At 71.0% G+C, this 25,952-nt stretch carries 22 protein-coding genes and 3 pseudogenes; 13 read left to right on the forward strand and 12 right to left on the reverse strand.

Going from position 1 to position 25,952, the window contains the following annotated elements:
• Positions 1–62 precede the first annotated feature (62 nt).
• Complete coding sequence (locus tag BM339_RS45230; RefSeq protein WP_021595445.1) at positions 63–569, forward strand: GNAT family N-acetyltransferase; 507 nt, start codon at positions 63–65, stop codon at positions 567–569.
• Between the two features lie 186 nt (positions 570–755).
• Positions 756–1,694 carry a TIGR03621 family F420-dependent LLM class oxidoreductase gene (locus BM339_RS45235; protein ID WP_021595444.1) on the forward strand — a complete coding sequence of 313 codons (939 nt, stop codon included), beginning with the start codon at positions 756–758 and terminating at the stop codon, positions 1,692–1,694.
• Here the strand turns inward: BM339_RS45235 and BM339_RS45240 are convergent.
• Genes BM339_RS45240 through BM339_RS45250 form a run of 3 tightly spaced genes read right to left on the reverse strand, consistent with a single transcriptional unit; the run spans position 1,691 to position 5,317 of the window.
• Positions 1,691–3,190, reverse strand: a complete 1,500-nt coding sequence (locus BM339_RS45240; RefSeq protein ID WP_075024846.1) for a sugar ABC transporter ATP-binding protein — start codon at positions 3,188–3,190, stop codon at positions 1,691–1,693. The genes BM339_RS45235 and BM339_RS45240 overlap by 4 nt on opposite strands.
• Before the next feature lie 13 nt (positions 3,191–3,203).
• Complete coding sequence (locus tag BM339_RS45245; protein ID WP_021599915.1) at positions 3,204–4,280, reverse strand: sugar ABC transporter substrate-binding protein; 1,077 nt, start codon at positions 4,278–4,280, stop codon at positions 3,204–3,206.
• Entirely contained in the window at positions 4,277–5,317 is a 1,041-nt protein-coding gene (locus BM339_RS45250) for an ABC transporter permease (protein ID WP_075024847.1), read from the reverse strand. Before BM339_RS45250 ends, BM339_RS45245 begins: the two co-directional genes overlap by 4 nt.
• A gap of 102 nt (positions 5,318–5,419) precedes the next feature.
• On the opposite strand from BM339_RS45250, the gene BM339_RS45255 reads away from it, so the two are divergent.
• The 3 genes from BM339_RS45255 to BM339_RS45265 all read left to right on the forward strand — a co-directional run bounded on the left by BM339_RS45255 (position 5,420) and on the right by BM339_RS45265 (position 8,728).
• Positions 5,420–6,172, forward strand: coding sequence for an SDR family NAD(P)-dependent oxidoreductase (locus BM339_RS45255; RefSeq protein WP_021599913.1), 753 nt, complete (start codon positions 5,420–5,422; stop codon positions 6,170–6,172).
• A gap of 46 nt (positions 6,173–6,218) precedes the next feature.
• Positions 6,219–7,862: a thiamine pyrophosphate-binding protein gene (locus BM339_RS45260; protein WP_075024848.1), complete on the forward strand. Its 1,644-nt coding sequence runs from the start codon at positions 6,219–6,221 to the stop codon at positions 7,860–7,862.
• A 71-nt stretch (positions 7,863–7,933) separates the two neighbouring features.
• The gene (locus BM339_RS45265; RefSeq protein ID WP_052357843.1) at positions 7,934–8,728 is read left to right on the forward strand and encodes an IclR family transcriptional regulator; all 795 of its coding nucleotides are present in this window, start codon (positions 7,934–7,936) and stop codon (positions 8,726–8,728) included.
• 140 nt (positions 8,729–8,868) lie between these two features.
• Here BM339_RS45265 and BM339_RS45270 read toward each other — a convergent pair whose 3' ends face one another.
• From BM339_RS45270 to BM339_RS45280, 3 genes are all read right to left on the reverse strand, one after another.
• Positions 8,869–9,537, reverse strand: a complete 669-nt coding sequence (locus BM339_RS45270) for an RlpA-like double-psi beta-barrel domain-containing protein (protein ID WP_075024849.1) — start codon at positions 9,535–9,537, stop codon at positions 8,869–8,871.
• Between the two features lie 680 nt (positions 9,538–10,217).
• Entirely contained in the window at positions 10,218–10,694 is a 477-nt protein-coding gene (locus BM339_RS45275) for a hypothetical protein (RefSeq protein WP_143118851.1), read from the reverse strand.
• Positions 10,695–10,828: 134 nt separating this feature from the next.
• On the reverse strand, positions 10,829–11,593 hold the full coding sequence (locus BM339_RS45280; RefSeq protein WP_218163937.1) for a siderophore-interacting protein: 765 nt from the start codon (positions 11,591–11,593) through the stop codon (positions 10,829–10,831).
• Positions 11,594–11,799: 206 nt separating this feature from the next.
• Here BM339_RS45280 and BM339_RS45285 point away from each other — a divergent pair, with 206 nt between their 5' ends.
• Positions 11,800–12,894, forward strand: coding sequence for a winged helix DNA-binding domain-containing protein (locus tag BM339_RS45285; RefSeq protein ID WP_021594888.1), 1,095 nt, complete (start codon positions 11,800–11,802; stop codon positions 12,892–12,894).
• 7 nt (positions 12,895–12,901) lie between these two features.
• Here the strand turns inward: BM339_RS45285 and BM339_RS51020 are convergent, their stop codons facing one another.
• Together BM339_RS51020 and BM339_RS51025 are read right to left on the reverse strand one after the other, a co-directional pair.
• The gene (locus BM339_RS51020; RefSeq protein ID WP_075024850.1) at positions 12,902–13,306 is read right to left on the reverse strand and encodes an acyl-CoA synthetase family protein; all 405 of its coding nucleotides are present in this window, start codon (positions 13,304–13,306) and stop codon (positions 12,902–12,904) included.
• On the reverse strand, positions 13,245–13,841 hold the full coding sequence (locus BM339_RS51025; protein WP_075024851.1) for an AMP-binding protein: 597 nt from the start codon (positions 13,839–13,841) through the stop codon (positions 13,245–13,247). Before BM339_RS51025 ends, BM339_RS51020 begins: the two co-directional genes overlap by 62 nt.
• A 240-nt stretch (positions 13,842–14,081) precedes the next feature.
• Here BM339_RS51025 and BM339_RS45300 point away from each other — a divergent pair, with 240 nt between their 5' ends.
• Both BM339_RS45300 and BM339_RS45305 read left to right on the forward strand, forming a co-directional pair.
• Positions 14,082–14,354, forward strand: a complete 273-nt coding sequence (locus tag BM339_RS45300) for a hypothetical protein (protein WP_021594885.1) — start codon at positions 14,082–14,084, stop codon at positions 14,352–14,354.
• 379 nt (positions 14,355–14,733) lie between these two features.
• Entirely contained in the window at positions 14,734–16,110 is a 1,377-nt protein-coding gene (locus BM339_RS45305; protein ID WP_075024852.1) for a DUF2786 domain-containing protein, read from the forward strand.
• A gap of 81 nt (positions 16,111–16,191) precedes the next feature.
• Here the strand turns inward: BM339_RS45305 and BM339_RS45310 are convergent, their stop codons facing one another.
• Positions 16,192–16,404, reverse strand: coding sequence for a helix-turn-helix domain-containing protein (locus BM339_RS45310; RefSeq protein ID WP_021594883.1), 213 nt, complete (start codon positions 16,402–16,404; stop codon positions 16,192–16,194).
• A gap of 167 nt (positions 16,405–16,571) precedes the next feature.
• Positions 16,572–17,564 carry a class II glutamine amidotransferase gene (locus tag BM339_RS45315; protein ID WP_075024853.1) on the reverse strand — a complete coding sequence of 331 codons (993 nt, stop codon included), beginning with the start codon at positions 17,562–17,564 and terminating at the stop codon, positions 16,572–16,574.
• Between the two features lie 186 nt (positions 17,565–17,750).
• Between BM339_RS45315 and BM339_RS45320 the strand changes: the two genes are divergently transcribed.
• The 3 genes and pseudogenes from BM339_RS45320 (at position 17,751) to BM339_RS45335 (ending at position 22,482) form a co-directional block, all read left to right on the forward strand.
• Positions 17,751–18,698, forward strand: a complete 948-nt coding sequence (locus BM339_RS45320) for a hypothetical protein (protein ID WP_075024854.1) — start codon at positions 17,751–17,753, stop codon at positions 18,696–18,698.
• A gap of 661 nt (positions 18,699–19,359) precedes the next feature.
• Positions 19,360–20,071: pseudogene (locus tag BM339_RS52920) on the forward strand (IS5 family transposase); the annotation flags it as partial.
• A gap of 1,589 nt (positions 20,072–21,660) precedes the next feature.
• On the forward strand, positions 21,661–22,482 hold the full coding sequence (locus BM339_RS45335) for a hypothetical protein (RefSeq protein ID WP_075024855.1): 822 nt from the start codon (positions 21,661–21,663) through the stop codon (positions 22,480–22,482).
• Between the two features lie 745 nt (positions 22,483–23,227).
• Here the strand turns inward: BM339_RS45335 and BM339_RS50485 are convergent.
• Positions 23,228–23,497 (reverse strand): transposase, encoded by a 270-nt coding sequence (locus BM339_RS50485; RefSeq protein WP_075024856.1) that lies wholly within the window; start codon positions 23,495–23,497, stop codon positions 23,228–23,230.
• A 514-nt stretch (positions 23,498–24,011) separates the two neighbouring features.
• Between BM339_RS50485 and BM339_RS45345 the strand changes: the two are divergent.
• Together BM339_RS45345 and BM339_RS52135 are read left to right on the forward strand one after the other, a co-directional pair.
• Positions 24,012–24,390 (forward strand): annotated as a pseudogene (locus BM339_RS45345) (transposase); the annotation flags it as partial.
• Between the two features lie 289 nt (positions 24,391–24,679).
• A pseudogene (locus tag BM339_RS52135) lies at positions 24,680–24,814 on the forward strand (IS5/IS1182 family transposase); the annotation flags it as partial.
• A 178-nt stretch (positions 24,815–24,992) separates the two neighbouring features.
• Here the strand turns inward: BM339_RS52135 and BM339_RS45350 are convergent.
• Positions 24,993–25,778, reverse strand: a complete 786-nt coding sequence (locus BM339_RS45350) for a hypothetical protein (RefSeq protein WP_075024857.1) — start codon at positions 25,776–25,778, stop codon at positions 24,993–24,995.
• Positions 25,779–25,952: the final 174 nt, after the last annotated feature.

The raw sequence follows: 25,952 nt of genomic DNA on the forward strand, positions 1-25,952 counted from the left end.
GTTCCCCGCCCTCCGATCTCGTGCGGATGATCAAGAACTGCGAGGATGCCGGAGGAGGTGCGATGAAGATCCGAAAGGGCGGGCCCGGCGACGCGCCCGTCATGATGGCGATGCTGGACGGCGCCGTGGCGTGGCTCGCCTCGAACGGCCGCACGGGGCAGTGGGGCAGCGAGCCGTGGTCGGAGGATCCGCGGCGCGTGGAGCGCATCGCGGGCATCGCCCGCGACGACGAGATCTGGGCGGCGGAGGTGGACGGGAGCCCGGCCGGGGTCATGGCCGTGTCGCCGGGACCGCCGCACTACGTCGACCCGATCGACGAGCCCGAGCTGTACATCACCCTGCTGGTGACCGATCGCGCGTTCGCCGGGCACGGGGTCGGCGCCGCCCTCATCTCCAAGGCGAAGGACGAGGCCCGCGCGAAGGGCGCCGGCCTGCTGCGCGTCGACTGCTACCGCGGCGGCGACGGGCGGCTCGTCGAGTACTACCGGCGCAACGGCTTCGAGCCGGTCGGGGACTTCACCGTGGGCGACTGGCCGGGAAAGCTGTTGTCCCAGCGTGTCGGGGGCTAGCCCCGCCCCGCCTTGCAAAACCGGGCGGCGCGACGCAGCCTGGTAGGTGACGGTGAGAACGGGGCAGTCGGTGACGCCCTTACGCCGCACGGACGGCGACCGAGCCGCTCGCCCCGTTCCGCCGCTCCAAGCCTCACGTCGGATTCCTGCCAGCGAGGCCGCCCGATCGCGGTGCAGGCTCGGGGCATGACCAGAGACTTCCGCTTCGGCGTGGTGGGCGAGTCGATCCGCTCCGGCGCCGAGCTGGCCGAGACCGCCCGCCGCGCGGAGGACCTCGGATACGACGTCCTGACGCTGCGGGACCACTTCGTCGCCGAGCCCTTCGGCGAGCAGCTCGCGCCGATGGCGGCGCTGGCGTACGCCGCGTCCGCGACGAGCACGCTGCGGCTGGGCACGATGGTGCTCTCCAACGACTTCCGGCACCCGGTGATGCTCGCCAAGGAGGCCGCCACCCTCGACCACCTCTCGGGAGGGCGGTTCGAGCTGGGCCTCGGCGCGGGCTGGCTGCGCGAGGAGTACGAGGCCGCCGGGATCGCGTTCGACCGGGCCGGGACGAGGGTCGGGCGGCTGGAGGAGTCTCTGCTCGTCCTGCGGAGTCTGCTCGGCGGAGAGAAGACCGTTTTCTCAGGCGAGCACTACCGGATCGACGGCCTGACCGTCTTCCCGGTCCCCGCCGCGCGCCCGCCGCTCGTCGTCGGCGCCGGGAGCCGGCGCATGCTCGGCATCGCCGGACGGCACGCCGACACCGTCGGCATCCTTCCGCGCGCCCTCCCCGAGGGCGCGATCTCGGACGAGATCTCCGAACGCCTCCCCGAAACGATCGCCCGCAAGGTCGAGTGGGTCCGCGAGGCCGCCGACGGGCGGGACGTCGAGCTGAGCATGATGGTGACGCCGACGTTCGGCCCCGATCCGCGGCGCGCCGCCGCCAGGGTCGCGGTCACCCGCGGCTGGGGCACCTCGTCTGCCGACCTCGTCCTCGGCATGCCGTCCCAGTTCGTCGGCCCGCCCGAGCACATCGCCGAGCAGATGCTCGCCCGCCGGGACCGCTTCGGCTTCACCTACTACCAGGTGTCCGACACCGTCATGGAGGAGTTCGCCCCGGTCATCCCGCTGCTGGCCGGCTAGCCGGCCGGAGCGGCGAAGCCGGCGTTCATGGCGAGGCTCAGCTCCGGTTCGGTGAGCCGGTCGCCGTCCAGCGCGGCGACGATCCGGCCGTGCTGGAGGACGACGACGCGGTCGCACAGCTCGACCAGCTCCGCGAGGTCGCTGGAGGCGATGAGCACCACCTTCCCCTGACCGGCGAGCTCCCGGACGATGTCGTGCAGCTCGCCGCGGGCGCCCACGTCCACGCCCCGCGTGGGATCGTCCAGGGCGAGGACGGCCGGATCGGCGTCCAGCCACTTGGCGAGGACCACCTTCTGCTGGTTCCCGCCCGACAGGTCGCCGGCGCGGCCGTGGACGTCCCCGCGGACCCTCAGCCGCACCAGATGGCCGCGGGAACGTTCGACCAGGCGTGCGCGGCGGGGCATCGGTCCGCCGCGCCCCTGCCCGAGCCAGCTCACCGACGTGATGTTCTCCCAGAGCGTCTTGTCGAGCATCAGCCCGCGGCCCTTGCGGTCGCCAGAGATGTAGGCGACGCCCTTGGTGACGGCGTGCCGGGCGGAACGGGGCGACCGCCCGTCCGGCAGCCGGACGGAACCGGACGAGGGGCGCACCCGGCCGCATACGGCGTCGAGGACGGCGAGATGCCCCGCCCCCTGCAGGCCCGCCAGCCCGACGATCTCCCCGCCCCGGGCCGTCAGGGACACCTCGCGCAGGCGTCCCGGGACGGTGACGCCGGCGAGGGCGACCGCCGCCCCGCCGGAGCGGCGCGGGGCGGCGGCGTCCGCGGGGTCCGCGCGCCGGGCGGCCTGCCCGAGCATCGCGGCGACCAGGGAGTCCAGGCCGACGTCGGCGACCGGCGCGCCCGCGAGCACGACCCGGCCGTCCCGCAGGACGGTGACCCGGGTCGCGACCCGCATCACCTCTTCCAGGAAGTGCGAGATGTACAGGACGGCGTGCCCCCGCGCGGCCAGCCGCCGGGTGACGGCGGCGAGCCGGGCGGCGGCGTCGCGGGGCAGCGCCGAGGTGGGCTCGTCCAGGATCAGGACGCGGGGGTCCTGCAGCAGCGCGCGGCAGATCTCCAGCAGCTGCCGGTCCGCGAGGGGCAGCTCGCCGACCTTCGCGTGCGGCGGCGGGTCCAGGCCGAGCTCGGCGAGGACGGGCCCGGCGACCCGCCGCATCTCCCGCGTGCTGACCAGGCCGCCGCGCCGCGGCGCCCCGTACGGGAACAGGTTCTCCAGCACGGTCAGGTCGTCGTAGGTCATCAGCTCCTGCGACACGATCGCGACGCCCTGCGCCGCTGCCCGTCGGGCGTCGGCGAACCGGACCGGGAAGCCGTCCAGTTCGACCGTGCCGCCCTCGGGCCGCACCACACCGGAGATGACCTTCACGAGGGTGGACTTGCCCGCGCCGTTCTCGCCGACGAGCGCGTGCACCTCCCCCGCGTCCAGAGTGATGCCGACGCCGTCGAGCGCGGTGACCCCGCCGTAGTGCTTGACCAGGCCGGAGGCGACCAGCATCAGCGCCTCCCTGTCATCGGGCGTCCTTCAGCGGGCGCATGCTCGCCTGCTGGTTCGCGAGCAGCTTGTCCAGCTGCGGCTTGTACCACCGGTAGGCGTTCTGCACCGACTGCTGGCGCGTGAGGATCTCGTCGATGTTGGACGAGTCCATCACCAGTCCGGGCGTCTTGAACCAGCCGTCCGGCAGCTTGCCGTCGTTCTCCCGCACCGACTTGATCAGGATCGCGGTGGCGATGTAGCCCTTGAGGTAGTGCTCGGGGTCGATGCCGGCGAAGTTGGTGCCCTTCTTGATGTACTCCAGGGTCTTCGGGTCGACGTCGAACCCGGCCGTCAGGTACTTGCCCTTCTTCTGCTCCTTGAGCCGGCCGAGGTTGTAGCTGTCGGCGTCGCCGACACCGAGGAACGCCAGCGCGTCCGGGTTGGCGTTCACCTGCGACTGCCATGCGCCGTAGTTCTGCGCGGGATCGCTGTAGGTCTGGAACGGGCCGACGACGCGGATGCCCGGCGCCAGCTTCGCGAACGTTTCCTTGATGCCCTTGGCGCGGCTGTCGAGGACGGGCGTCCCCGGGTTGGGCACGCCGACGACCACGGTCCCCTTCGCGTCCGAGCCGAGCTTCTTCACCGTCGCCTCGGCGAGCAGCCCGCCCAGCTCGTAGTTGTCGTTGCCGACGTAGAAGGTCACCTTGCTGCCGTCCGTCGGCGCCGTGTCGAGCGCGACGATCGGGATGCCCTTGTCGACCGCCTGGGCGGCCGGGCGGGTGAAGATCGGCGGGTCGAGGTTCTCCAGCACGATGCCGTCCGGGTGGGTGACGGTGAGGTTCTGGAACAGCTGCTGCTCGGCGGGCCCGTCGGTGTTGGGCGGTCCGACGACCTTGAAGTCGATGTTCCCGGCCTGCTTGGACGCCTCGGTCGCGCCCTCGTACATCTCGCGGGCGAAGTTGAGGCTGTAGTTGGCGACGGCGATGCCCATCCTGAGGCGCTCGCCCTCGCCTCCGGAGCCGCCGCCGTCACCGCAGGACGCGGTGGCGAGGGCGGCGCCGAGCACGAGGGCGGCGGCCGCCGCGACGGGCCCGCGGGGACGCGGGATCATGGGTTCCTCCCTGAAGAGCGCAGGTCACGGATGCGGCGCAGCAGCGGCGCGGCGCCGACGGCGGCGAGGATCACGCCGCCGGTCGCGAAGGTCGTCCAGTTGATGGGGACCTCGAAGAACACCAGCGCCGCGGTGACGGCGCCGAGGATGAGGGTGCCCGCCGCGGCGCCGAGGACGGAGCCGGTTCCGCCCTTCAGCGGGGTGCCGCCGATGATGGCCGCGGCGATGGCCGTGAGCTCGTAGCCCTGGCCGATGGTGGGGTCCCCGGCGATGAAGAACGCCAGGGCGAGGACGGCCGCCACCCCAGCCATCAGCCCGGACAGGGCGAGCGCCGCGATCCGGGTGCGGGTGACGGGCAGCCCGCCGAACTCGGCCGCCTCGGGGTTGGAGCCGATCGCCCGGACCCGCGCCCCGAACCTCGTCCGGGTGAACACGACGGTCAGCACGGCCACGGCGAGGGCGAACACCCACACCGCGTTCGGCACGCCGAGGGACTCGCCGCCTCCCAGCACGCTGAAGAAGGCGTGCTCCTGCGGCAGGTCGGTGACCTGCTTCCCCTCGGCCAGCGCCAGCCCCACGCCGCGCAGCAGCATCAGCGTGGCGAGCGTGACGATGAACGACGGCAGCCGCAGATACGTCGTCACGGCGCCGTTGAGCGCGCCGAGCAGCGCCGACAGGGCCGGCACCGCGAGGGCGGCGAGCCACGGGTTCCAGCCGTCCCTGATCAGCAGCGCGCCCACGACGACGCCCATCGCGTACATCCCGCCGACCGACAGGTCGACCTCGCGCATCGCAAGCGCGAACACCATCCCGCACGCCATCAGGCCGACGTAGACCGAGTTGTGCGCGGTCGTCAGCAGGTTGCCGGCGCGCAGGAAGTCCGGCTGGAGCAGGCCGACGCCCAGCACCAGCAGGATGAGCACGCCGACGACGCCGGCCTCGTCGGGGACCGGGCGCCGGGCCCGGGGCCGCCCCGCCGGGGGCTCGCCCTTCGTGTTCTCCGGGGCCGGCGTGACCGCGGGCTTTCGTTCGGACATGCGGCGAGCATGTGACCGGCCCCACTCCACCACAAGGAACCCGTTTCAATGAATGAAAACGGGGCCTTGCCGGGACCGCGGGCATGGCGCAGGCTGCCGTCCATGAGCGAGACGCCGTCGATGAACGGGACGCGGCGGGTCGCCCTCGTGACCGGTGCGGCGGGCGGGCTGGGGCGCGAGTTCGCGATCGCCCTTGCGGCGCGCGGGCACCGCGTCGCGGGACTCGACCTCGCCGACCAGTCGGGCACCGCGGAGGCGATCGGCGACCGCTTCCATCCGGTGCGCGCGGACGTGACCGACCCCGACGAGGTCGAGGCCGCCGTCGAGGAGGCCGCCGCGAGGTTCGGCGGCCTGCACGTGGTGGTGAACAACGCCGGGATCTATCCGCCGCTGGAGTTCGAGAAGACGACGCTGGAGGACTGGCGCAGGATCCTGCGGGTGAACCTGGACGGCCCGTTCCTGGTGTCGCGGGCCGCGCTCCCCCACCTGAAGGCGGCCGGCTGGGGGCGGATCGTCAACATCGCCTCCGCCGTGGTGTTCCTCGGGCCGCCCGACCTCGTCGCCTACACGACGTCCAAGGCCGGCCTCGTCGGCTTCACCCGCGCCCTGGCGAGCGCGGTCGGCCCTCACGGGATCACGGTCAACGCGATCGCACCGGGCCTCACCCGGACCGACACCGCGGCCCGGACGACCGGCGCGGACGGCGCGTTCGAGCGGGTCCGAGACCTGCAGATCGTCCCGGCGGTCGAGGAGCCCCGCGACCTGGTGTCGACGCTCCTGTACGTGTGCGACGAGGGCAGCGGCTTCCTCACCGGCCAGACGATCAACGTCGACGGCGGCTCCGCCCTGCACTGACCACCCGGCCGGCCGGCACGGGCTCCGACGACGTGGGAGGCAGGACATGAGGCCGATCGAGGCGCTGCTGGAGATCGTCCGGGACGAGGGGGTGACCCGGGTCTTCGGCAATCCCGGCACGACCGAGCTCCCCCTGATGGACGCGCTGGCGGACGCCCCCGATCTCCCGTACGTGCTCGGCCTGCAGGAAGGGTCCGTGGTGGCGATGGCCGACGGGTACGCGCGGGCGACCCGGCGGACGTCGCTGGTCAGCCTGCACGTCGCCGCGGGCGTCGCGAACGGGCTGATCGGGATGCTGAACGCGATGCGGTCGCGGACGCCGATGGTGGTCGTGGCCGGGCAGCAGGACCGGCGCCACCTGATCCAGGACCCCATGCTCTCCGGCGACCTGGTGGGCCTCGCGTCGGCGGCGGCGAAGCACGCCGTGGAGGTGCGGCACGCCCGCGACCTGCCGATCGTGCTGCGGCGCGCGTTCGCGCTGGCGGCGCGTCCCCCGGCGGGGCCGGTGCTGGTGTCGGTCCCGATGGACCTGCTGGAGGAGGACGCCGACGTCGCGGTGCCGGCCCGCTCCCCCGTGACGGGGCCCGGCGCGGCCGACGCCGGGGACGCCGCGGCGCTGCTCGCCCGCGCCGGGCGTCCCGCGATCGTCGCGGGCGACGGGGTCGGGCGGGCCGGCGCGGTCGCCGACCTCGTCGCGGTGGCCGAGCGGCTCGGCGCGGCCGTCCACCACCAGCCGATGAACGACGGCATCGACTTCCCCACCGGGCATCCGCTCTACGCGGGGATGCTGCCGCCGCGCAACGCGGTCATCCGGGAGACGCTCGCCGGCCACGACGCCGTGCTGATCGCCGGGTGCCACGCGTTCATGCCCCACCACTACACGCCCGGCCCGGCCGTCCCGGACGGCCTGGCCATCGTGCAGGTGGACGAGGACCCGGCGGAGATCGGCCGGAACTTCGCCGTCCGGCACGGCCTGACCGGCGACCTGGCCGGGACGCTGCGGGCGCTGGCCGACCACCTGGACGGGCTCGTCCCCACCGCCCCGGAGCGCGCCCGGCGCCTCGGAGCGCGGCACGCCAGGGCACGGCACGAGGTGGAGGCCGCCGCGCGGGCGGCGTACTCGCCGTCCCCGCTGGACCCGCGCGCCGCCGCCCATGCCGTCGCCGCCGGGCTGCCCGAGGGAGCGGTGGTGGTCGAGGAGGCGATCACCGTCGGGCTCCGGCTGCGCGCGGTGCTCCGCCAGGACCGGCCCGGATCGTACGTCCACACCGTCGGCGGCGGCCTCGGCTGGGGCATCGGCGCGGCGGTCGGCACCAGGATGGGGGATCCGGGGCGTCCGGTGGTCGCGGTGCTCGGGGACGGGTGCGCGATGTTCGGCCTGCAAGGGCTCTGGAGCGCGGCCCGCTACGCGGTGCCCGCCGCGTTCGTCGTCATGAACAACGGCGAGTACCGGACGCTCAAGGACACCCTCGACGAGGGCGGAGGGGCGTCGGCCCGGCACGGCACCTACGTCGGCATGGACCTGGCCCCGCCGGCACTCGACTGGCAGGCCGCGGCGCGGCTGTTCGGGATCGACGCGCTGCGGGCGGGATCGGCGGACGAGCTGCGCGACGCGGTCGCCGCGGTCAAGGACCTCGACGCGCCGCTGCTGATCGAGGCGCCGGTCCGGGGCCACGGGGAGGACCGGTGACCGGGGCCGCGAGGGGCGGCGCCCGCTTCCCGCCCCTTGCCGACGGGTCCGATCACGGACACCATCGGGGGATGGACGTGCCCTCCCCGGGCGACGAGCCGCCGAGATCGGTGCTGGCGCGCGGGCTCAGCCTGCTGGACGCCTTCGGCTCGGCCGACACCGAGCTGAACCTGACCGAGCTGGCCGCCCGCACCGGGCTGCCGAAGCCGACCGCGCACCGGCTGCTGAGCGAGCTGGTGCGGTGGGGCGGGGTGGAGCGCACCGGGTCCGGCTACCGGCTCAGCATGCGGCTGTTCGTGCTCGGGCAGCGCGCCCCCCGGCCGCGCGGACTCCGCGAGGCAGCCCTGCCCTACCTGGAGGACCTGTACGAGGCGACGCACGAGAACATCCACCTGGCCGTCCTGGACGGGACGGACACGCTGTTCCTGGAGAAGGTCACCGGGCGACGGTCGATGCCGATCGTGTCCCGGGTGGGCGGGCGCCTGCCCGCGTACTGCACCGCGACGGGCAAGCTGTTCCTCGCGCTCGGCCCTCCCCTGCGGCTGGAGCGCGTGCTCGCGGCCGGGCTCGTCCGCTACACACCGCACACGATCATCATGCCGGGGCTGCTGCAGCGGGAGCTGGCCCGCACCGCCGACCGCGGCTACGCGGTCAACCGGGAGGAGTCGGAGGCGGGCGTGTCCGCCGTGGCGGCGCCCGTCCTGGACCACCGGCGGCACGTGATCGCCGCGATCTCGATCACCGGCAACGTGTGCCGGCTGGACCTCGACCGGCTCGCCCCGGCCGTGCGGACCGCGGCGCTGGCGCTGTCGAGGGAGCTGTCCCGGGAGGGCTCCGGCGGAGTGAAAATGGGGATTCCCCGGTGATCTTTCCGATACCGGGGAATCCCCGTTCTCCATGCACCGGCAGCCCTGTGCCGGGTCTGTGAGAGACCTCACGAACGTTCTGTGCGCGGGCTCACATTCGCACGGTGAGCCATTTCACGAACGGTTCGCTCGGCCTCCGGTCAGGAGCCGAAAGGCCGCGGCTTGCCCTTCTTCCCGGCGCCGGAGCCCCAGGAGAGGACTTCCCACTTGACGCCCTTCAGGTGTCCCTCGCCGGTACCCGCGTTGTACTTGCTCGCGGGCTTCTTGCCGTCCAGCAGGTACCGGAAGGTGTAGGTGTCGAGGTCGAGCATCACCCCGCGGTGAGACGGCTCGCCGGGACCGCGGTCGCCGACGAAGCCGGTGATGCTGCGGCCCTTGTAGGTGACCCGCACCTTGGTGAGCATCGGCCAGCTCGGGCTGGCGAACATGCCCTTCTGCATGGCCTTGCCGCTCGCGGGGGCACCGGTGTCGCCCCGCACGCCCGACCCGTCGTCCCAGAAGTAGGACGAGGTGGTCTTGCCGCTGAGCAGGGCCTTCGGGCCCTTCTTCGCGTTGTTGCTGTCCTTGGCCACCGCGGGCTTCTCCGCGGGCTTGGCCTCTGTCTTGGCCGCGGGCTGCTTCTTCTCGGGGGCCTTGAGGGCGTCCTGCCGGGGAGCCTTGTGCTCCTGCGCGGCAACGGCCCGCTCGGGCTTGAACTGCTTCTGGGGAGCGGAGTCGTCGCTGGCCGCGGCCACACCGGCCACGAGCATGCCTGCAAGGGCGGTACCGGTCACGCCTGTCAGGACGACGTTGATCGCTCGCTGCTGCATGAAGATCCTTCGTTCGGGGTACAGGGCTGCCGGCCTGCCCTGGCATGCGCGCAGGTCACGCGCTGTTTCCGGGCATGAGGGGACCGGCTCCGAGACTCGAGACTCGGGAGCTGCCGCCGCGATGAGGACCCCGCTTGGAACGATCCACGGGCATGGTGGACCGCGCCCGCGATCAATCGCGCCCGTCCGTGCTCGGACGTGCGTGTGTCACGGGCTTCGTTGAAGCGGAGAGAATGCCGACCGGGGGCTCAGCGGCCCGTCTCGGCAGGCGGCCGGTGCATGGTACGGCCGCGTTCGGCACAGGGGACCCGCCTGGCGGGCGGGAGCGACGGCTCTGCGATTGGCCAGGTCAACGGTTCTTTGACCCGGACCTGGGAGTGACTATATACGGCATTACCGTGCTTTCGCCAAACGGGCGATTTCTTTACCTTTGTCCAGGTAGATCATTTAGCCGCCGACCGTGCGAAAGCGCCTTTCGCATGGGGCCTGCGGTCCAGTCGGCCAGTGAGCGGACGAGAGAAAAGGATCTTCCTGTCATGGGAGATCGCCAGACGCCGAAGGTAAAGAAGGGGGCTCGTGACCGCGGATCCGTGCCCGACAGGGCCGCCCAAGCGGCTACCGGGCCCCTGACATGAGCGTGGCCCGTACGGCGAGTGCCGCACGGGCCGAAGGACGTCGCGTCAGTAGTTCGGGTAGACCGACGGCACCAGGGGTGTCGGGCCGGTTCCGCCGGTGAACACCGACGCACCCTGCTGGGGCGGGATGTACGGTGACTCCGTGTAAGCGGCGTCACCGTAGGCAGGCTCCCCGTAGGCAGGCTCCCCGTACGGCGCGGCTGCCGCGACGATGGGGCCCTGCGCCGCCGGGACGGCCTGGGCCGCCTGCGGAGGGACGGGGGGCGGCACGGAGCCGTCGGCACGGCGCGGCTCCCCGGTGGGCACGCCGCCCGGTTCGGCCCGGCGCTCGGCCAGCACGGCCATGAGAGCGCGGGCGGTGTCGGCGTCCATCCTCAGCAGGACGCTGGGCATCCCGGACTGATCGACGAACGGGGAGACCGAAGGCGGGGACGGCAGCTGCGGCAGTGCCGCCCGCATCTCCTCGCGGAGATCCTGGGCCAGCCGCAGCGCCTGTCGGTCGCTGTCGTTCAAGTGGGTCATCGCGATCTCCGGGGAGTTCACGTGCGGGGGTCCGGGGCAATCCTGCTAGGAATGGCGTGCAGGTGCAAGGGCTGATGCACGTGCATTTCAAGAAATATCGCCCCGTAACCCCCGCGCCCGTCGATCGTTCCGGATCACTCCATACCGCGCTTGCCCGGCGTCCAGAACGGCTTGACCAGCACGGATCTGCGCGGCCAGCCGCGTTCCCGCATCAGGTGCGCGCGGACGGCCTGCACGGTGCGCGCCTCCCCGGCCACGTAGGCGATTCCCGGTTCGGACGGCAGATCGAGCCCGCGGATCGCGTCGACGAGCGCGGCCGAGTCCGCGGCCGGAGCGTCTCCGCGGTGGCGCCAGGTGAGCTCCTCCGCCCTCGGCAGGGGCAGCCGGTCCTCGGCGCCGGCGACCTCGATCACGCCGTGCACGGGCTCGTCCGGCGGCGCGGCCCGCAGCATGGCGCCGAACGCGACGGAGGCCGTCTCCTCCCCCGCGAAGACGTGGTAGTCGGCCGGACGGAGCCCGAACCTCCCCTCCGGCTTGCCGAAAACGACCTCCCGGCCGGGCCGCAGGTCCCGCGCCCATCGCGTCCCCGGGCCGCCGGCCTCGTGATCCATGACGCACAGCCGCATCACCCCGGCGGACGCGTCGTAATCCCACACCGAGTAGGTGCGCAGCGACTGGAGGACGGCCCCGCTGACCCACGTCCGCGCGGAGGTGATGTCCGCGACGTGCACCCGGACCTGCTGTCCGGGCGTCCAGTCCAGGCCGGGCACGCCGGCCACGGCGATCCAGCGCATCCGGCCCGGCCCCGAAGTCACCTCCTCGACACGGCCGCGCACGAACATCAGGTCGAGCAGCCTGCCCCGGACGCCTCCCGCGGGCGCGCGTTCTTCCACGGACACCGTCACACCTCCAACAGACGCGATATATCTCGTGAGTCACGATATATCTTTATTTGCCCGCGCTCCAGCCGTTCGCGGACGCCATGCCGGAAGGCCGAGTCCGATGGGGACACCCGCGAGCGCGATGGGGACACCCGCGAGCGCGATGACCGTCGGGCCATGCTGAGGCGCTGCGTCCGGAAGGCGGTCGGCGGCATGCTGGAGGGATGACCGAAACCCTGAGTGTCCAGGCCCTCAACCGCGCCACCCTGGCGCGGCAGATGCTGCTCTCGCGAGAGCCGGTGCCGGTCGCGGAAGCGGTAGGACGCCTGTGCGGGATGCAGGCACAGGAGCCCAAGCCGCCTTTCCTCGGCCTCTGGACACGCTTGGAGGGTTTCCAGGCGGCGGACCTGCACTCCGCGTTCAACGACCGCTCGATCGTGCGCGCCACGATGATGCGCGCCACGCTGCACCTGATGGCGGCGGCCGACTACACGGCGTTCCGGACGGCTCTCCAGCCGATGCTGGACGGCGCCTTGCGCGTGCTGGGCGACCGCGCAAAGGGGTTGGACCTGCAGAAGGTCGTCCCGGCCGCACGCTCGCTCCTTCAAGAGGCGCCACTGACGTTCAACGAGGTGCGTGCGTCGCTGCAGGAGATGTTCCCGGACGTCAACGACCGGGCACTCGGCTACGCCGTCCGGCTCTGCGTGCCGCTGGTCATGGTTCCGACGCAGGACAGGTGGGGCTTCCCTCGCACGGCCCAGTTCACCTTGGCCGACTCATGGCTGGGATCCGTCCCCGCGGCGGAGCCCGCGGTGGAGGAACTGATGCTGCGTTACCTGGCCGCCTATGGCCCCGCCTCCGCCGCCGACGCGCAGATGTGGTCCGGACTGCAATCGACCGGTGAAGCACTGGAACGGCTGCGTCCACGCCTTCGTGTCTTCGCCGACGACAAGGGCCGGGAGCTGTTCGACCTGCCCGACGCGCCACGTCCCGGCGAGGACGTCCAGGCGCCGGCCCGCTTCCTGCCTGAATTCGACAGCCTCGTCCTTGCGCACGCCGACCGCAGGCGCATCATCGCCGACTCACACCGCCCGATGCTCACGACCAAGAACCTGCGCGTGCGCGCCGTCTTCCTGTGGGACGGCTTCGCCCGGGGCATCTGGGAGACGGAGTACAAGCGCAAGGTCGCGACCCTGCGGATGCGTCCGTTCGAAGCACTCCCCCGGGCGGCCATCGACGAACTGACCGCTGAAGGCGAGGCGCTGCTGCGCTTCCTGGAGCCGGACGCGAAGGACACCGCCGTCGCCATAGAGGCCTGACGGCCCGTCAGGCGGTGGTCCGTCCCAGCCCCTCCCAGTAGGGCGCGCGGAGGTCCTTCTTGAGGATCTTGCCGCTGGGGTTGCGGGGCAGGGCGTCCACGAAGTCGACCGAGCGGGGCCGCTTGCCAGCCGCTCGCGCGCGGGGGTACACGTTCTCGGCGCCCGTGACGATCATGTCCTTGATCCGGTCGGTGAGGAAGAGGTACCCGTCGGCGTCGACGAACCCGGCGTCGCCCGTGCGGAGCCAGCCGTCCGCCACCAGGAGCCGCGCCGTCTCCTCCGGGCGGTTCCAGTGACCGGGCGTGTTCTGCGGGGAGCGGGTCAGCACCTCGCCGGTCGCGCGCTCGGTGTCACCGCCCGGCTCGACGATCTTTATCTCGACCCATGCGTAGGGGCGCCCGGCCGAGCGCATCAGGTGGGAGCGCGGACCCTCGGGATCGTGGTCCTCTGGGTCGAGCTGGACGATGGCGCCGGTCGTCCCGGAGGTGTAGAGGCACCACGATGTCGTCCGGGCGCCCGGTGAAGCCCGGATCCTCGGCGGGATGCCCCGCCGGCCACCGCTCGTGCTCCGCGCCCGTCACGACGATCCTTCCGGGCAGCTCGCCCGCGAGGGAGGCGAACTCGGCGTCCACGAGGGTCACCGGGGCCTGCGCGTCCGCGACGACCGCCGCGATCTCGGGCGGGGTCAGCCCCCAGTTGACCGGCGCGGTCACGGCGCCGATCTTCGCGGCGCCGAACAGCAGGTCGAAGTACTCGGGCGCGTTCTTCCCGACGTAGGCGACCCGGGAGCCGGCTCCGAGGCCCGCGTCGAGGAGGGCCTGCGCGCACCTGCTGGAGCGCTCGTCGAGCTCGGCGTAGCTCACGGTGCGCCCGTCCCCGGTTACGGCGGGCGCTCCCCCCCGGTCGCGGGCATGGTCACCGACGATGGACACGACCCGGTACTCCACCCCGACCCCTTCCGAATCATATTCGGTTACGTGCCGCGACCTTACTCGCACGGCACGGCGGACGAAAGCGCCGTCACAGCGCGACATGGGAACATGACGCTTTGAGCGTGGACAACTTCGAATAGTGATCAATCCGATATCTGGGCTGATTGAAAGATCCACCAATAGGGCGCAAGCTGTCCCAGACGTCAGGAATGCCCCGCCCGTTCCTTCCGACCGACCGCCGACAGGACACGACTGATGTTCGAGATCTGGGAGACCAGTGAGCCTGCGCGGCTCATCAGCGACGCGGGGAGCCTGAAGGTGGCGCTGGAGAAGGTCGACACGATGTGCCGGCTCAGGCACGACCAGGCCGTCGCCCACGTCGGCGAGGCCGGCGAGGGCTACCACTTCGAGATCAGGGACCACGAGGGCAAGGCCCTCGCGAGGCTGAGCTACGTCCCGGACACGTCCCGCGCCTACCAGAGCGTCGTGGTCGAGGAGATGCGCGGCGACCGCGACGGCTCCGGCTAGGAACGTTCCCATCGGAAGCCCCCGGCCGCTTGGGTCCTAGGTGTGGCGCCCCAGTTGATCAGCCGGCCGGTGTGGGGAGCGTGGCGAGCCGCTCGACCGGTCTGGACCAAGCTGTACTTGGCCACCCACCGATCACCCGCCTATCACCAACGCCATGACCGAGTACACCTAGTCGCCCCGGGGAAGCAGCGGCGACGCCACGACCACCGGGACGAGGAACCCGAGCACGGCCGCGGGCAGTTGAGCGTTTTGCGTGGTCGGGCGACGAGTTCGGCGGCGCCGCGGTCCAGGCCGTCGTGGCCCCAATGGCGGCGTGTCCTGTCGCCCCTGGATGGCAGGATGCGTCGTGCCCGTATGACCTCGACGGCGGGAGTGAGCGGTGCGAAAGGCGTGGCGACGTGGCCGGGCCCCATCCGGGGAATCCTCCGCGACGTCCGCGGAGGACCTGCCCGCCGAGTCGGTACGGGCCCTCTCCCGCGGGGACGGCCCGCTTTTCCGTGCCCTGGTCGCCGAACTCGCGGAACGTCCCGACCTGGCGACCACCGACCGCGTTCTGGCGCGACGGCTGCACCAGGGCGTCACGCACGCGTGGGAACGGGGCTGGCAGCCGGCCGATGTGGTCCGGTTCACGTCCCGCCGGCGCACGGCCAGGCACGCCCGCCTGGTCACCGACGCGATCGCCGCCGAGATGCGCGCCTACTCCGCCGCCACCGTCGACGACCGCTGGCAGGACCAGCTCGCCGCCCTCGGAGCCGAGGTGTGGTGGCCGGACGACGACGCCCACGCGACCGCCTGGTGCGCCCGCGAACACGTCGACCGCGCGGCCTACATCACGTGCGCACTCGAACTCCTCCACCTCCTGCAACACCTCCCGAGACTCCCGACCATCACCCCGCCTCCCGGCACAGAGACCTCCGGCACTGGCGAAGGGGCGGACGACCCGAGGGCGTCCGATAGGCGCAGGGGCGGGGCCCGCCGGGAGCGGGAGGTCGATGGCCCGCAGGACGGTCACCAACGGCTCCGTGGCCGCGCGAGGCGGGAGGTCGATCAGCGGACGCTGGGGCGGGTCCGGGCGTTGCTGGCCAAGGCCGAGTCGACCGAGTACCCAGAAGAAGCCGAGGCGCTCAGCGCGCGCGCCCAGGAGCTGATGGCGCGGCACAGCATCGACCACGCGCTGCTGGCGGCCGAGACCGGCGACCTGGGCGGTCCGGACGGATGGCGGATCGCGGTGGACAACCCCTACGAAGCACCCAAGGCGGTCTTGCTGACGGTGGTGGCGGACGCGAACCGCTGCCGTGCGGTCTGGCATCGGGAGCTCGGGTTCTCCACGGTCCTCGGCTTCCCGGCCGATCTGGCGGCGGTGGAGATGCTGTTCACGTCGTTGCTGGTGCAGGCGACGTCCGCCATGGTGCGCGCGGGTTCGAGGCGCGACGCGCGGGGACGGTCACGAACGCGGTCGTTCCGGCACGCGTTCCTCAATGCCTATGCCGCCCGTATCGGGGAGCGGCTGAGGGAGGCCGCCGACGGGGCGGCGGGCAGTGCGGCCGCGGGCGCCGGCGGGAAGGATCTGCTTCCCGTGCTGGCGGCGCGCGACCGGGCCGTCGATCAGGCCGTCGACACGATGTTCCCGGCTCTCGCCAAAGGGCGGGCGGGCACGGTCTCCAACTATGAGGGCTGGGTCGCCGGACGAGCGGCCGCCGACCTCGCCAGCCTGAACGGACGCTCCGAGGTCACCGGGGCGTTCCGCGGTTCCTAGCGCACGGGGTCCCCCCGGGGGGCGAGGGGGACGTCCGGTCATTGCTTGTCTTCCTTTTCTCGCTGGGGGTTCGGGAGCCAGTCAGTCCTTCTTGCGCCGGGTGTTGCCACCCCGGCCGCGGAGCGGCACGCCCGCCTCCTTCAGGACGTTGTAGATGAACCCGTACGAGCGGCCGGTCTCGGCCGCGAGGTCGCGGATGCTCTCGCCGGCGGCGTAGCGCGGTGCGAGCTCCGCGGCGAGACGCGTGCGTTCGGCACCGGTGACACGGGTGCCCCTCGACAGTGTTCGAGCCACGGGGACCTCCTGATTCCAAGGCTGGGCAGCGGGGCCCGTCCCCGCAGCTCACAGCAGTGTTGATCTCCCCAACGTACACATTCCCCCCGAATGCACCGTCGATGCCGCGCGAATCACCGCGAATTCGGCCGAAGCTGGTCTTTTCCGTGGTGAACGGCGTGTCGGAGCTAGACAGACGTGTCCCCGACCGCCGACGGTCGGCCGTTCCGCAGGATCACCGGTTGCAGCGGCGCCCGGACCGGAACCGGTTCCCCGTCGGGGCCGCGCAGCTCCATCACCGTCACCGCCCCGCTCCTGGCCGGCGACGCCGACACTGCCTCGTGGCCGACGGGGACCATCTCCGCCGCTTCGGAAGTCGCCTGGGAGGCGGCCTCGCGGACGGAGAGATCCGAGCGGCGCAGCGGGTACCGGAGAGGGCCGAACGGGAAGAGCGAGGTCTCGGCGAGCCCGTCCACGATCAGCAGCTCGCCGGGCTCCAGGAGACGCCATCCGGGCTGGTCGTCCATCGGCTCGCTGGCGACGACGACGGCCGGGACATCGGCGTCTCCGGCCCCGCTCACACCGCCCCGCCGGTGCGACAGGACCCACAGCTCGTTGCTCTCGGGATAGCGCAGGGCCCAGAGCCGTCCCGCCTCGGCGACCAGGAGGTTGAGCGCGAACACCGGGACCTCCGCGGCGATGCGCCGCACCGCCTCGACGATCCCGGCCGTCGTGTCGCCCCGGCGCCGGATCTCGGCGGTCACGCAGGCGAACACCAGTTCCGAGTCGGTCTCCCCGGAGATGTGGGCGCGCTCGACGTCGGTCAGCCACGACTTGAGCGTCTCCAGGCCCTTGACGACGCCGTTGTGCGCGAAGAGGCGGTCGTTCATCACGAACGGGTGGCAGTTGTGCACCGTCAGCCCGCCCACCGAGGCGTCACGGACATGCGACACGAACGTGTGCGACGGGACGTTGCGAGCGTGCAGATCGAAGTCGGCGTTCTCGAAGGCGGCGAGCGGCGCCCGGTCGCGCACGGGCTCGCCGCCGAGCGAGAACCACCCGAGGCCCGCGCCGTGCTGCATCCGATGGCTCTGCGCGCGCAGGCTCCGGGGCGCGTCCAGCAGCCAGTGGGCCGCCCTGACCCGCGGCCCGCCGGTACTCATCCCGAAAAGTCGGCACATATCGTCGCCCCTCAGTGATCTTAACTCCAGGTGACGGAAATTTTACCGAACGTTGCCTTGCGCGTCCGGCGAATCTCGCCACGGCCCGTGGTCGGGAGTTATCCCCAGAATCGAGTTCTAGTGCCTGGAGAGGCCGCCACCGCGGATGCTGAACAGGCCCGTCCCGGTTCTGGAAGGAGCGGCCCCATGGCCACGATCACGTTCCCGGTCCCGTCCACCACGACCTCCCGGTTCGCCGTAGCCGCCGAGAGCATGCCGGACGACCTCGCCGGCGTCCTCCACCGGCTCGCGGACGGCCCTTACCACGCGCACATCGCCGGGCGGCTCGGCTCGTCCCAGCTCCACGTCGCCCAAGAGCAGCTCGGCTCCCTCCGCTGGGACCCGGGCCTCATCAAGGCGGCCCGCCCCGAGGACAGGCCCGTGGCGCGGGCTTTCAACGACGCCGCCGAGTTCGCCGTCATCACCGCGTTCGCCCCCATCACCGACCAGCCCCGCGGCGTCCAGGTCGCCCGAGCCGCCGCGCACGCCCTCGCCGAGGCCACGGGAGGGATCGCCGCCGACCTCGTCACGGGCCACATCCTGCCTCCGTCCACCGGCGAAAGGACGCGCTTCGTCCTCGCCGATCACTGGCTGGGCGACGTCCTGCCACCGTCCCGCGCCAACGGCCGCTGCACGGCCGCCGACCCTTCCCACGACCCCGAGGGCGTCAACGGCTGCGCCTGCGTACGCCTACGAACCCGCGGCCTCCGCCGCTTCGGCCTCCCCGAACTGCAAATCACCGACGTAGCCTGCCCACACGACCTGGCCGCCCTGAACGTCCTACGAACGACCGCACGCCACCTCCTGACAGACCACTGGTCGTGGCTGGCCACCGGACCGGCCGCCCGCACCCGCACCGTCCCCGACACCCTCGACCTCACGGAGACCGACTTCAACGACTTCTGGGGCTCCGCCCCCCGCATGCACCTGTCGCCGCCCACTCCCTTCCAAGTCCACCTCTCACCGGTGACCGGACGCCTCATCACCCTCGCCCCACCCCCCGCCTTCGACGGCACGATCAACGACTGGCTCTGGAGCGACACCGTCCCCCTAGGCATGTCCGACACCCCCACCACCCTCCCCACCGCCGCCTAACAAGGCACCCCACCAATGCCCCTCGCCAAGCACCCATCTCACTCGCTGGACGCCGACAGCGGCAGCTTGCGAAGGCAGCACAGGGCGACAGCGAAAACCATGAAGCACTCAAGCTTGCGTCCGTGGCAACGACGCAAGCAGCAGCGGCGGCCACCCAGTCGATCAACGGCCACAGATGATCGGGCGCGACTCCGGGCCAGATCAGCACCTGCCCAGTCGTCCAGACGATTCTCCGACTAAGGCAGCCACTCCAGGAACCGCCCACTCAGGATGGCGAACAGCGCGAGGAGACCGACCTACCAGACGACCCAGCAGAGAGACAGCTCGGAGTACTGCCGCGTGCCGTCACCGCGAGGCGCTGGATCCGCTGGATCGTCTGGATAAGCCGGGCGTCCATCTCCGAGTCCTCCGTCGCGGCAGATCCGAATGGCACCAAAGGCAACAAGGGCCAGGAAGCGCCCAGGCCTGGCCTGTGCTTGTGACCACCATGCTGGGCGGCAGCCCCGCCCAGCAACCGACGGCGGCAGCTCAGAGCGACGGCGAAGGCCGGGCGGCAACCGCCCCCCAGCAAGGGACAGCGGCAGCTCAGGGTGTCGGCAATGACCGCGAGGGGCCAAGAAGCGCTCAGGCTTGTTCGCGACGACCATGCAGGAGTCGGCACCCGCCCACGTCGTCAGCATCATCCGGGCGTAAGCGGCTGGACGACCGCAAGGTGCTGTGCGGGATGCTGCACACCGGTATCCGGTGGGAGTTCCTGCCGCAGGAGCTGGGATCCGGGTCGGGGATAACGTGCTGGCGCCGCTTGGCCGAGTGGCACCGGGCGGGTATGTGGGATCGGCTGCACCGGCTGCTGCTGGAGGAACCGCACACCGCCGGGCGTCTCTAGGACTGGTCCAGGGCGGTGATCGACAGCTCGCACGTCCGCGCGCTCAAGGGCGGCTCAAAACCGGGCCGAGTCCGGTCGACCGCAGCCGGCCGGGCTCCAAACACCACGTACTGACAGACAGGAACGGCACCCCGCTGCTGTCGTTGACCGGCGGGAACCGCAACGACGTAACCCAGTTGATGCCGCTGCTGGAGGCGGTGCCGCCGGTGCGAGGCCGAATAGGCCGCCCCCGCCGAAGACCCGAGCGACTGCTGGCCGACCGCGGCTAGGACCACGACAAGTACAGGCGGCTGGTGTGGACCAAGGGCATCAAACCGGTCATCGCCCGCCGCGGCAGCCCGCACGGATCGCGCTGGTCGTCCACCGCTACCCCGTCGAGCGCACCATCGGCCTGCCGCGCCGGTCCCGCCGCCTGCGCATCCGCTGGAAGATCCGCGACCACATCCACCAGGCCTTCAAGCCCCTGGCCGCAGCCATCATCCAATAAGGGTCGTCACGTCGAAAGCCTGTGGCATAAGACCGTGCACGCGCGGCCTGCCGTAGTGGACGGGTTGGCGGAATCAGGCCCCGCCACCGCGGCGGCATCGGGCAGGTTGTCGATCGTGGTTCTAGCCGCCCGCGCGGTGCATCCCTCGCCATCATCAGAGTCTGCTGGCGCCCTCGTCGGGTTAGGGCCCACGCTGGTGCTCCAGGATGGCCAACTGCGCCTCGTCCGCTGATTCTATTACGGCCTCCAAGGCCACAGAGCGATCGGGCGCGATGCAGGCGGTAGCCGCTCAGCCACGACCCGTGCGTCCACGAACCAACGGCGCGGACCCAGCCGACCGCAGGTCTCGATTCCGCGCCGGCCAGGAGCGGCGGGGTAACGCTCCGCCCGGCCCGTCCACCGCGTGACGCGGCGCGGCAACGGCGAACGCGGTGAGGTGCGCCCCCCACCACGCAGGTCGCCCGCGAGCGCGACGATGCGCGGCGATGAGGGCCCGTAGCCGGCGCAGGTCGGCGCAGCCGGTGTGGATGAACGCCCTCACCCGGAAGGTCCGGCACCCGGGATTATGGCCAGCGCGCCTTGGCCTGGGATGACCTCCTTGACGGGCTCGGTGCCGTCGTCTGCTCCGTCATCTCATTCGGCCCAGTGACACAGGTTCGAGGAGCCGTCGCCCGACTCTGCTCGGCACGCGTCCTCTATGCACCAAATACGGTGCCATGGTGGTGGGGCCACACGGCGCGCGTGAACGGCGCGTCGGCCAGAGTATGACGGTGACACCGAGTGAGACTTTTGGAACCGCCTCGCCACTCGAAGGTGCCATCCCGGGGGCTCCCAAGCCTGGGTCAAGCGTGGGCGGATAGGGCGGGAACCATTCCCGGGGAACACCTTACGCGTTGCGAGTAGAACGCCCGCAAGCAGGAAACGCGAGGGTTTCCGGCCGTCCTCCCGCCCAGCCGTCCACGCCGGCGCACCGTACACCGACAGTTCATGGCAGTTCGGTATATGCCCCCTTTTTCAGCCGGGGAGGCGGTGACGGAGGCCACTCGCGATCACCGCGGCGACTGTGAGCAATATGCAACGCTCCGTAGCCGAAGTGGCTACGATCGGCATTCTCACGGTGACCGACGCGATCCCCCGGGGCGAAGATGAACCGTTTCCTGGCACATCCCAGACTTGCCGAGGCGATCGGCGAGCTGTTCCGCTGCACCTGCGGGTTCCTGGGATGCACGGCGATAGCCGGTGCCATCGCCATGGGCGCAGCGACCTCTTCGGAGGCGGCGGTCCGAGCCGAGCCGAAGCCGCGCACGTCCATGCCGCCCGTCTGCCGTCACGCCGTGAACACCGGTGACTGGTACACCGAGCACAAATGCAAGGAGGCTTGGCTGGCAATGTACGAGAGGTCTCGCAGACGGACAGGACGGGACCGGGAGTTCTCCCGTTGGATGGACCGGTATCAGCGAAAGCCGAAGGCCGAGCGCCGGACGCCTCCGCCTGACCCGCTTCAGAAGCCCGCTCCCCCTCCAGCCATCCGGAAAAGTCCGAACAGCGCGCCACCATCGCCGACGCGGTCGCGAAGCAAACCGCCGCGCGTGTCCTCCCTCCCCGCTCCGCCCCCCACGCACACCGTTCCGCCTCGCAAGCGCGAGGAGGCGGAGGAGACCGGCTCACGTCCGCCGTCGCTGCAGCCGGTTCTTCTACTCGGGCTGCTCCTCCCTGTCGCCGCGGCGATCTGCTACCCGTTCCGGCATCGCCTCTACGCGGCCGCCACGGCGGGGCTTCCCCCGTTCCCGGTGGGCGAGTCGCTGGAGACACAGCCGGCGACGTTCAGCTACCGGCCCGCCCTCGACCCGTTCGCCGTTCCGGCCATAGGCCTGTCGGGGCCGAGCGCCGGATCCGCCGCACGCCTGCTGGCACTCACCGCCCTCGACGAGTACGGCGACGACTCCCTGGTCGTCATCCCCCGTCCCGACACCACCATCCTGTTCGGCCTGGCCGAGGACGAACTCCTCGATGAGGACACGCCAGGCCTGTTCATCCCCGGCAATCTCGACGCGGCCCTGGCCTACCTGGAAACCGAACTCGCCATCCGCCAGAAGACCGGGGTACCACAGGCACGGCGCCTCCTCCTGGTGGCCGATTGCGCCAAGGAGGCCGAACGGATCACAGCGCTCCTCGCCCGGCACCCGGGCGGAGTATCCGCCGTCCTGCTCGGTCCTTGGACCGGTGACAGCGCCACCATCGACGACGACGGCCTGGTCGCCGCACCGGCGGCGCTCGCGTCCACCCTGCCCGAGCGCCTTCCGGCGATGTCCCGCACCGAGGCCCGCGACCGGCTCCTGACCGCCCTGGCCCAGCACAAGGAGACCCGGCGCCCTCCAACCCGACGCCGCTCAACTCCCCGCCGCCAATGACCCTCGTCAACGCTCGACCGAATGTCGCCCCAAGCCCAAGACGCCGCTCGCAGTCACTGCGAAGCGCAAGAGTCGCCTGCCACCACCGCACAACATCACAGCTGCCGCTGCCCCGGCCGGAGACCAACCCCCGATCGCCAAAGCCCAGCAACGTTCAAAACACACCGCGGCAGGCCCCCGAAGGAACCCACACCCGGCGCACAACAGTCACCTCCCACGCCACCCAGCAACACCACTCCCGCTACACCGCCCCAAGGCCGACCCCCGATCGACGAAGCCCACCAGCATCCAGCAGCACCGCAATCGGCCACCGAAAAGACCAACACATAACGCGCGATACTCGCCTGCCACGCCATACAGCAACATGACCGGTGCCACGCCGGCCCAAGGCTGACCCCCGATCGACGAAGCCAGCGACGTTCAACAACACCGCAGCCCGCCGCCGAAGGAACCAACACACGCGGCGCGCGCAACAGTCACCTGCCACGCCACGGAGCAACACGACTGCCGCTACACCGGCCGAAGAACGAACCCCCGAGTGATGAAGCCCAGCAGCATCCAGCAACACCGCAGTCGGGTAATCAAAGCGACCAACACGCGGCGCGAGAGTCACATGCCAGCACCGCACAGGATCACGGCTGCCGTAACCGCGGCCGGACGCTGATCCCTCGATCGACAAGGCTCAGCAGCGTCCAGGAACACAGTTGCGGAACACTGTCAACTGCGCGTCCAGCACCTCGGACATCTATCGAGCGAAGTACGCCGCCGCCCGCTTGAGGATCTCGTTCTCCAACTCCAGCTGCCGGGCCTTTCGACGCAGCTCGGCCAGCTCCTTCTTCTCGTCGGCGCTCAAGCCGTCGAGGTGACCTTCTTCGACGTCGGCCTGACGGATCCAATTACTCAGGCACGACTGGCTGATACCGAGACTCTTGGCCAGCGCGGAGACCGACTTGTCGCCGGTCCGGGCCAGCTCCACGGCGCGGCGCCGGAACTCCGGCGGGTGAGGTGGTGGCACGAGACACTTCCTTCCCAAGTTGATCAAGGTCAACTCAGATCGGGTGTCCGTGGCTTTATTCCGACGAACACGCGGGCGGACTGTGTGCGCGTGCGGCGTGCCTGGTGAAGGGGGCAGGTCGCCGTGGGCTTTGTTGGGACGCGATTGACTCGGTCTGCGTCCGTGCCGCCAAAGAAGGGTGCGCACGGAGCCGAAGCGGGCTCGCGGGTAACGCCGAGGGCGCGCGCCGCCACGTGTTCCCCAGCGTCCCGGCTCAGTGGCGGTGGGGCCGGCGACGGCCTCGAACCGCCCAGCGCCATCGTCGCGGGGTCAGTTGGGCAGCAGCCGTGCCCCTTCTCGGGAGTCCGTGCTGCGGGATGTCGTCGGCAGCCGGGGAGCTGACCGGCCCGAATCATCATGACTCCTGATCGTCGCCCCTCGGCCTGGCCATCTCCGCCCTCGCCCCAACCTTTGGTCGACGTGTAATCCGGATTAGGCGTCATCTCATTTAGATTCGAAGAGGTTGCTTGCGGTCGTGGAGATGGTGGAGCGGCTGGTGCCCGAGGAGTTGTGGGAGCTGTTTCAGCGGGGTGGTGCCACCTGCTCCGACTCGGCCGCAGGGTGGTGGACGGCGTCGGTATGGCATCGTGAGGTGTTGGCTGCGATCATCTTCGTGGCCACCACCGGTTGTACGTGGCAGCAGCTGCCGGCGGTGTTCGGGCCGTCGGGTCCTACCGCGCACCGGCGCTTCACCGAGTGGACGGCGGCACGGGTGTGGGCCAAGCTGCACCGGTTGGTGCTGGACGAGCTGGGTGGGCGCGGGGAGTTGGACTGGTCGCGGTGTGCGATCGACTCGGTCAGCGTCCGTGCCGCGTAAGGGCGAGCTGACGGGTCCGAGTCCTAATGACGGTGGACCGCCACCCACCGGTTCACCGTAAGGATGGCGTCTGGTCCGAATCAGGAGCATGGACTCCTGTCGACAGGCGGACGCGCCGTCGGAGCTGCTGGATGGGTGGCGGTTCGCTCATGAGGGTCAGCACGATCGTGGCTGAGCCAGCCGCAGAACCACCTCTCGTCATTCCCGGGTCGTGAACCCTGAGACAGACCCTGGGGTCTGCAGACGGCTGGGGTCACGAACTACTGATCGGATGGCGAGCCTTTGAGCTCTCTCATTAGGGCGTGGCGTGTCCCTTGCGTGGCTGTGGGGGCATCGCGCCGCTCCGTTCCCGGCGCGGGCGGCGCCGGCGTCGTCCCGCCAAACTGCGCGGCGACAAGGGCTACGACTGCGCCGACCTGCGGCGGTGGCTGCGTGGGCGGGGCATCACGCCGCGCACCGCGGGCCGTCCTCGAACGAGTCTCGCGGCGTCGTTGGGTGGTGGAACGCACGGTGTTTGGCTGAGTGGCTGGCGCTGGCTGCACCCCCCCGGGCTATGAACGCAACGCCGAGCACCTTCTGGACTTCGTCGGCATGCCGCCGCCCTCGTCTGTCCCGTCTACTCGCCAAATGAGATGTCGTCTAGGGAGTGGCGTCCTCTTGGCTCGCGAGTTCGGCTCTGATTCTCGTCAGGCTTCGGATGGCTCGGGTGAGAGGGGCCAGGTCCGGTGGCTGGTCGGCTTCGCGGTCGACGTAGGCGGAGCAGCGAAGCACCCATGCGCGGATCACGTCTTCGATGTGGGTCTGGGACCTGCGTGTGCGGGCCAGAGTCAGGTGGCGTTTCTCTTCGGCTACCTGGTGCGCCAGGATCTCGTCCGCTTGCAAGGCATGGATGTCGGCCAGCGTGTAGCGGCTGAGCCGGTCGATCGGCAGGTCACGCTCAATGGCGATCCGGTCGAAGATCCTTCGGGGCCATCCGAGGATCATGACCGCCCCGGCGGCGTCGACGGTGTCGGTCAGCGGTCCCTTCCTCGCCCGGACGACCTGCCGGACGGAGTCGGGGTCGAGACGGTCCAGGTCGCGGAGCAGGTAGACGGGGAAACCGCGGAAGCTGCTGATGACGTCGAGGTCGCCCTGAGCCACCAGGACCTCGATGTCCCGGCGCTCCACGTCGAGGCCCACCCGTGCGGCCAGCCTGGCCGCGGCCCGTCCGGAACCGACCGGCGGCTCGGTGCCGAATCTCGCGAGGACCTCCTCGACGCGTTCGCGGGCCTGGTCGGCGAGGCCGGCGGACCAGCGTTCACCGGCGAGGTCGGGGCCGGGCAGGATTTCGTGCTCCAGGCCACAGCGAAGCTGCCAGCGGGTGAGGCCGAGGTGGGCGGCGAACTGGTGCGCGCCGTAGTTGACGCGAGCGATCGGTTCAGGCATTGCCGTGCCTTTCTGGCCGCGATGAAACGTTGGTGTCCTCAGCGTCGCGGACGGCCCCCTCCCGCAGCACCAGAACGCAATTCTGTGGAAAACTTCGGGGCATTTTCCGGGCTTTTGCGGATCATTCGGGCAGACATTGTGGACTGGGGATACCCGGCGGCGTGCGAAGCTGGG

The organism is Actinomadura madurae (assembly GCF_900115095.1).
Lineage (GTDB): Bacteria > Actinomycetota > Actinomycetes > Streptosporangiales > Streptosporangiaceae > Spirillospora > Spirillospora madurae.

Bases quoted from the DNA above. Each gene is read 5' to 3' on its own strand.
- BM339_RS45275 (WP_143118851.1), bottom strand. From the start codon at position 10,694: ATGACCCACTTGAACGACAGCGACCGACAGGCGCTGCGGCTGGCCCAG.
- BM339_RS45230 (WP_021595445.1), top strand. From the start codon at position 63: ATGAAGATCCGAAAGGGCGGGCCCGGCGACGCGCCCGTCATGATGGCG.
- BM339_RS45260 (WP_075024848.1), top strand. From the start codon at position 6,219: ATGAGGCCGATCGAGGCGCTGCTGGAGATCGTCCGGGACGAGGGGGTG.
- BM339_RS45235 (WP_021595444.1), top strand. From the start codon at position 756: ATGACCAGAGACTTCCGCTTCGGCGTGGTGGGCGAGTCGATCCGCTCC.
- BM339_RS51020 (WP_075024850.1), bottom strand. From the start codon at position 13,306: ATGCGCTCGGCCGGGCGCCCCTACGCATGGGTCGAGATAAAGATCGTC.
- BM339_RS45320 (WP_075024854.1), top strand. From the start codon at position 17,751: ATGGCCACGATCACGTTCCCGGTCCCGTCCACCACGACCTCCCGGTTC.
- BM339_RS45245 (WP_021599915.1), bottom strand. From the start codon at position 4,280: ATGATCCCGCGTCCCCGCGGGCCCGTCGCGGCGGCCGCCGCCCTCGTG.
- BM339_RS45350 (WP_075024857.1), bottom strand. From the start codon at position 25,778: ATGCCTGAACCGATCGCTCGCGTCAACTACGGCGCGCACCAGTTCGCC.
- BM339_RS45240 (WP_075024846.1), bottom strand. From the start codon at position 3,190: ATGCTGGTCGCCTCCGGCCTGGTCAAGCACTACGGCGGGGTCACCGCG.
- BM339_RS45285 (WP_021594888.1), top strand. From the start codon at position 11,800: ATGACCGAAACCCTGAGTGTCCAGGCCCTCAACCGCGCCACCCTGGCG.
- BM339_RS45255 (WP_021599913.1), top strand. From the start codon at position 5,420: ATGAGCGAGACGCCGTCGATGAACGGGACGCGGCGGGTCGCCCTCGTG.
- BM339_RS45300 (WP_021594885.1), top strand. From the start codon at position 14,082: ATGTTCGAGATCTGGGAGACCAGTGAGCCTGCGCGGCTCATCAGCGAC.
- BM339_RS45250 (WP_075024847.1), bottom strand. From the start codon at position 5,317: ATGTCCGAACGAAAGCCCGCGGTCACGCCGGCCCCGGAGAACACGAAG.
- BM339_RS45315 (WP_075024853.1), bottom strand. From the start codon at position 17,564: ATGTGCCGACTTTTCGGGATGAGTACCGGCGGGCCGCGGGTCAGGGCG.
- BM339_RS45270 (WP_075024849.1), bottom strand. From the start codon at position 9,537: ATGCAGCAGCGAGCGATCAACGTCGTCCTGACAGGCGTGACCGGTACC.
- BM339_RS45265 (WP_052357843.1), top strand. From the start codon at position 7,934: ATGGACGTGCCCTCCCCGGGCGACGAGCCGCCGAGATCGGTGCTGGCG.